We start from the raw sequence: 6,032 nt of genomic DNA, 5'->3' as shown, positions 1-6,032 counted from the left end.
CCTCCGAGGCGGCCGGAAGCCGCGGCGGCGTCATCAGGAAGGCCGGCAGGCCGGCCGCATCCTCGGCGACGGCGCGCGGCTCCTCGCGGCGGCGCTCGCGACGGGCGGGAGCCGGAGAGTCCGGGCGCACCGGCGCTTCGGCACGCACGGGCGCCTCGGTGCGGACGGGTGCCTCGGTGCGGACGTCCTGGCGCGACTCGCGGCGCGGCTGTTCCGTGCGTCCGTTCTCGTAGCGGCTGTCGCGCGGCGCGTCGGTGCGGGGCTGCTCCTGGCGCGACGGGTCCTGTCGCGCGATGTCCTGCCGAGACACGTCCTCGCGCGGCTGGTCCCGGCGGGTGAACTCGGCCCGGTTCTCCTGGCGATTCTCTTGCCGGTTCTCCTGGCGCGGATACTCCTGCCGCCCGTTCTCTTGCCGCCCGTTCTCCTGGCGATTGAAGGTCTGCCGGGGCGCGTCCTGACGGTCGTAGTCGGAGCGCTGGCCGTTATCCTGGCGCGGCTGATCCTGCCGATTGCCGTCCTGACGGTTGCCGTCCGGGCGCTGGTTGTCGAAGCGGGCGCCGTTGTCGAAGCGCGGCCGGTCGTTGCGGTTGTTCTGGAAGCGGTCGCGGCGCTCCTGCCGGTCGCCGCGGTTCTGGTTCTGGCCGAACCGGTCGTTCTGACCGCGATCGTTCTGGTTGCGATCCTGGCGCCCGTCCTGCTGGCCGCCCTCGCCGCGGTTGTCGTAGGGCTGCGGCTGCTGGCCGGGATCGCCGTACTCGGCGGCGTAGCCGGCATAGCCCTGGCCGTTGGCCTCGCCGCCCTGCTCGTCGTCACCGTCTTCCATGTCGTCGTCGTAGGCGCGGGAGGCGTAGCCGGCGCCAGCCTGCGGGCGGCCCTGCTCCTGGGCGCCGGAGATGATCCGGAAATAGTGCTCGCCGTGCTGGAAATAGTTTTCCGCCGCCACCGGGTCGCCCGCCGCCTGCGCGTCGCGCGCGAGCTGCGCGTACTTGTCGGCGATATGCTGGGCGGTGCCGCGGACTTTGACGTCGGGACCGTTGGATTCGTAGGACCGCGTCAACGGATTCGGGCCCTTCGGCCGGTTCCGGCCACGCACCCGTCGGTTCTGGTTTGGTCTCATCGGTCTCAGATGACCCTCGTTACTGCGAGCGCGTCTGGTCTGGGGTTCGGGCTGTGGGGCCGGGCTCCCGAGGCGCCGCCAGGCGGGTCCTCGCCGGCGCCCGCGGAGGGATCATCGGACTTGATCCACGAACCGCTCGCCTACCAGCCGTCTGTCCCGATCCCTCGGGGCCTACGCTTGCGTCCAAGACGCGTGTCGATTGTCAGGTTCGAAAACCGCCGCGCCGCTGCTCGAACCCGAGCCTGCGTCTGATCGGCGGTGGAGCGCTCGGCCGGCATCCCGCGAAGGATGACCCATGCCGAACCTACGATCGGTACTCTTAACGGATCGTCCACGAACCGCAAGTCGCACGGGCCGTTCCTGCAAAAACGTGATGGGGAGTTCGTCGCCTTTCGCAGGATCGTTGCCGCGAATCCGCTACGCGGACACCGCTGCGGCGTTCGAGGTGAACGATGCGACCCGTGCGTGCCCGGCGAGATCGCGCATGATGCCGCCCGGTCGAAGGCCGGCCGTCGCCCCCAAGTCGGTCACGGCCTCGGCCTGATCGTAGCCGATTTCGAGATGGAGCGAGCCGCCCGACGCCAGCAGGCCCCGAGACACCGCCCCAACGATCCGTCGATAGGCGCCGAGGCCGTCATCGCCGCCGTCGAGGGCCGTGAGGGGGTCGTGCTCGCGCACCTCGCGGTCGAGCCCGGCGATTACGGGACTCGCGATGTAGGGTGGGTTCGAGACCACGCGGTCGAACGGGGCGCCGAGGGCATCGCACCAATCGCCGGCGACGAAGCCGGCGCGCTCGGCGACGCCGTTGTCGCGCGCGTTCGCGCGCGCCGTCCTCAGGGCGCCCCACGACCGGTCCAGCCCGATCCCGGTGGCGTTCGGCAGCGCGCTCAGCAAGGCGACGAGGATGCAGCCGCTGCCGGTGCCGAGATCGAGGATGCGGACCGGCGCTGCGTGGTCGGGGATCGAGGCGAGCGTCGCCTCGACCAGGGTTTCGGTGTCCGGCCGTGGCACCAGCGTCTCCGGCGACAGGCGGAACGGCAAGCCCCAGAACTCCCACGCCCCGAGGATGCGAGCCACGGGCTCGCCGGACAGGCGGCGCTGTGCTGCGACCTCCAGCCTATTCGCTTCTCCCGGCCCGAGTACACGTTGCCCGTGCAGCGCGAGGTCGATCGCGCGAAGATCGAGCACGCCGAGCATCAGGAAGCGGGCGTCGCCCTCGGGCACACCCTCGGCTACGAAGGTGCTGGCGAGACGCCGAAGCGCATCGCTGCGGCTGTCGGCGGGATGCACGATCGCTGCGGCGCTCACCGCTGCTTCGCCGAGGCCCGCAATTCAGCGGATGCAACAGCGGCACGCTGTCCGAGCATGGCGCGGGTCCCCTTTCCCGGGCGGGAGAGGGACAGGGTGAGGGATGAGAGCCGTCCGGAGAGGTCACGCCCCTCACCCCACCCCTCTCCCCATGGGAGAGGGAGCCGCGCTGCGGCCAGCCTTACGCGGTACGGGCTCACGACATGCCTTCGGCGGCCAGCAGCTCGGCTTGGTGCTCGGTGACCAGGGCGTCGACGAGTTCGTCCAGCGCGGTGCCGGCGAGCATCTCCTCCAGCTTGTACAGGGTGAGGTTGATGCGGTGGTCGGTGACCCGGCCTTGCGGGAAGTTGTAGGTGCGGATGCGCTCGGAGCGGTCGCCGGTGCCGACCTGCGACTTGCGGTCGGCGGCGCGGACGGCATCCTTGGCGGTACGCTCGGCGTCGTAGAGCTTGGCGCGCAGCAGCGACATCGCGCGGGCGCGGTTCTTGTGCTGGGAGCGCTCCTCCTGGACGAAGATCACGATCCCCGACGGCAGGTGGGTGATGCGGATCGCCGATTCGGTCTTGTTGACGTGCTGACCGCCGGCGCCCTGTGAACGCATGGTGTCGATCTTCAAGTCGGAATCGTTGACGACGATATCCACCTCCTCGGCCTCGGGCAGCACCGCCACGGTGGCGGCGGAGGTGTGGATCCGCCCCTGCGCCTCGGTGTCGGGCACGCGCTGGACGCGGTGGGCGCCGCTCTCGAACTTCAGGCGAGCGAACACGCCACGCCCCTTCACCTCCGCCACGACCTCGCGGTAGCCGCCGACCGTGCCCTCGCTCTCGGAGATCACCTCAACCTTCCAGCCCTTGGTGTCGGCGTACTTCGCGTACATCCGGAACAGGTCGCCGGCGAAAAGCGCCGCCTCGTCGCCGCCGGTGCCGGCCCGGATTTCGAGGATCGCACTCTTCTCGTCGGCCGCATCCTTCGGCAGCAGCATCAGCTGCAGATCGCGATGCGCCTTGATCAGCGCGTCCTCGGCGTCGGGCTTCTCGGCGGCGGCGAGCGCCCGCATCTCCGGGTCGCCGCCGGGCTCGTCGATCAGCGCTTCGACCTCGGCGAGGTTGGCGGCGGCGGCACGGTAGGCATGGATGCCGGCGACGACGGGATCGAGGTCCGACAGCTCGCGGGAGAGCTGGACGATGCTCTCCGAGCTTCCGTCGCCAGCCGCGAGGGTGCCGGTGACGATGTCGTGGCGCACGAGGATGGCGTCGAGGCGGTCGGGGGGAAAGGGAATCATCGACCGGGGTCTACTCTGGGACGCTGACGGAAACGAGACCGGTTTTGACGCGTAGTGCGCTCAGACCGGGATGCCGTGGGCCTTGGCGAAGGCGGCGAGCGCCGGGCGGAGCGAGGCGCCGTCGTGAGAGCGGGCCATCTCGGCGTCGATCACGTCGGCGATCGCCCGCGCGTCGAGGCTCAGCACCATCGCCTTGATCGGGCCGATGGAGGCCGGCGACATCGAGAGGTCGCGGAACCCCATCCCGATCAGCGCCATCGCTTCGAGCGGACGGCCGCCGATCTCGCCGCACACCGTCACCGGGCACCCGGCCGCGTCGGCGCGCTCGGCGATCAGCCGGAAGGCGCGGATCGCGGCGGCGCAGAGCGGATCGAACCGGTCGGCGACCCGGCGGTTCTCGCGATCGACCGCGAACAGGAACTGCATGAGGTCGTTCGAGCCGACCGACAGGAAGTCGGCGACCTTCGCGATTTCGTCGATCTGGAACAGCAGCGAGGGCACCTCGACCATGGCGCCGAGGCGGCAATCGCTCGGAAGCGGATGGCCGTGGCGGCGCAGGTGCGCCTTCTCGCGGTCGACGATAGCCTTGGCCCGCACGAACTCGTCGACGGTGGCCACCATCGGGAACATGATCTTGAGCGGCCGCCCGGCCGCCGCCCGCAGCAGCGCCCGCAGCTGGACCCGCAGCAGCGCCGGCCGGTCGAGGCCGATGCGGATCGCGCGCCAGCCGAGCGCCGGGTTTTCCTCCTCGAGCTTGGGCATGTACGGCAGGATCTTGTCGCCGCCGATGTCGAGCGTCCGGATCGTCACCGGCCGGTCGCCGGTGGCGGAAAACACCGCCTCGTAGAGCGCCTGCTGCTCGGCCGCCGACGGCATCCGCTGCGCCACCATGAACTGCAGCTCGGTGCGGAACAGGCCGATGCCCTCGGCGCCGGTTTCGTTCAGGTGCCCGAGGTCGACGAGGAGGCCGGCGTTGAGGTGGAGCCCGATGCGGATGCCGTCGCGGGTGATCGCGGGCACGTCGCGCAGCGCCCGATATTGTTCCTGCCGCTTGGCGCGCAGGCGCACCATCTCGGCATAGGCCGCCTCGATCTCGGGTCCGGGGCGGACCTGGACCTCGCCCGAGACGCCGTCGACGATGATCGCGTCGCCAGAATCGCAGAGCGCCGTCGCGTTCTCGACCTCGCCGACGGCGGGGATGCCCAAAGCCCGCGCGACGATCGCGATATGGCTGGTCGGGCCGCCCTCCTCCAGCACCACGCCGCGCAACCGCGACGGGTCGTAGTCGAGGAGCGCCGCCGGCCCCATCGAGCGGGCGACCAGGATGGCGTTGTCGGGCAGGAACGCGCCTGAGCCCGCGCCCTCCTGGCCGGTGAGGCGGCGCAGCAGGCGGTTGGCGAGGTCGTCGAGGTCGTGCAGGCGGTCGCGCAGGTACGGGTCGCTCTGGCGCATCATCCGCGCGCGGTTGTCCGACTGGACCCGCTCGACCGCGGCCTCCGCGGTGAGGCCGGAGACCACCGCCTCGCGCATCCGGCGCAGCCAGCCCTTGTCGTGGGCGAACATGCGCACCGTCTCCAGCACTTCTCGCGATTCGCCGGTGCCGATCTTGTCGCCGCGCTCGACCAGGGCGTCGATCGCCGAGCGCACCGCCTCGATCGCGGCTTCGAGCCGGGTGATCTCGGCCTCGACGTTCTCGGCGATCAGTGTCTTCACGACGATACGCGGCTCGTGCAGCACGACGTGGCCGAGGCCGATGCCGTCGGCGAGCACGACGCCGCGGGCGCTGACCGCGCGGCGCGCGGCGGTGCCGGCGTCGGGCGCCAGCCCCTGCAACTCGCCGGACGCGATCATCTCCGAGAGCACCATGGCGGTGGTCTGGAGCGCCTCGATCTCCTCGTCGGAATAGACGCGGTAGGTCTTGTTCTGGACGGTGAGCACGCCGAGCGTGTTGCCGGCCCTCAGCAACGGCACGCCGAGGAAGGCGTGATACGCCTCCTCCCCCGTCTCGGGGCGGTAGGAGAAGGCCGGGTGGGTCTGCGCGTCGGAGAGCGAAAGCGGCTCGGCCGTCTGCGCGATCAGGCCGACGAGGCCCTCGTCGGCGCGCATCCGCGTGAGGTGGACCGCCTCGCGGTTGAGGCCTTCCGTCGCGAACAGCTCGAGCGTGTTGTCGTCGCGCAGGACGTAGACCGAGCAGACCTCGGCGATGACGTTGGCGGCGATGACCACGACGATGCGGTCCAGGCGCGCCTGGGGGCTGACCGGCTCCGCCATGGCTTCGCGAAGGCGGCGCAGCAGCAGGCGCGGGCCTCCGGGCGCAGCGGGCAT

Annotated in this window: 4 protein-coding genes; all 4 read right to left on the bottom strand. The window is 70.9% G+C overall.

Annotated features, from left to right (window positions below; genetic code table 11):
* Nucleotides 1-1,093 (bottom strand): DUF4167 domain-containing protein (locus tag FV229_RS06015; protein WP_147751085.1); only part of this gene is annotated, 1,093 nt, incomplete at its 3' end.
* Between the two features lie 441 nt (nucleotides 1,094-1,534).
* Nucleotides 1,535-2,425, bottom strand: coding sequence for a peptide chain release factor N(5)-glutamine methyltransferase (prmC, locus tag FV229_RS06010; RefSeq protein ID WP_246688070.1), 891 nt, complete (start codon nucleotides 2,423-2,425; stop codon nucleotides 1,535-1,537).
* Between the two features lie 196 nt (nucleotides 2,426-2,621).
* Nucleotides 2,622-3,707: a peptide chain release factor 1 gene (gene prfA, locus FV229_RS06005; protein ID WP_147751084.1), complete on the bottom strand. Its 1,086-nt coding sequence runs from the start codon at nucleotides 3,705-3,707 to the stop codon at nucleotides 2,622-2,624.
* A 60-nt stretch (nucleotides 3,708-3,767) separates the two neighbouring features.
* Complete coding sequence (gene ptsP, locus FV229_RS06000; protein WP_147751083.1) at nucleotides 3,768-6,032, bottom strand: phosphoenolpyruvate--protein phosphotransferase; 2,265 nt, start codon at nucleotides 6,030-6,032, stop codon at nucleotides 3,768-3,770.

It is taken from the genome of Methylobacterium sp. WL120 (genome assembly GCF_008039465.1).
In the GTDB taxonomy this organism is placed as follows: Bacteria; Pseudomonadota; Alphaproteobacteria; order Rhizobiales; family Beijerinckiaceae; genus Methylobacterium; species Methylobacterium cerastii.
The sequence above is the reverse complement of the archived record's forward strand: the minus strand, read 5'-3'. Positions and strand labels throughout refer to the sequence as shown.

Excerpts from the sequence above, each read along its gene's own strand:
- prfA (WP_147751084.1), bottom strand. The coding sequence starts at position 3,707 with ATGATTCCCTTTCCCCCCGACCGCCTCGACGCCATCCTCGTGCGCCAC.
- ptsP (WP_147751083.1), bottom strand. The coding sequence starts at position 6,032 with ATGCCCGCTGCGCCCGGAGGCCCGCGCCTGCTGCTGCGCCGCCTTCGC.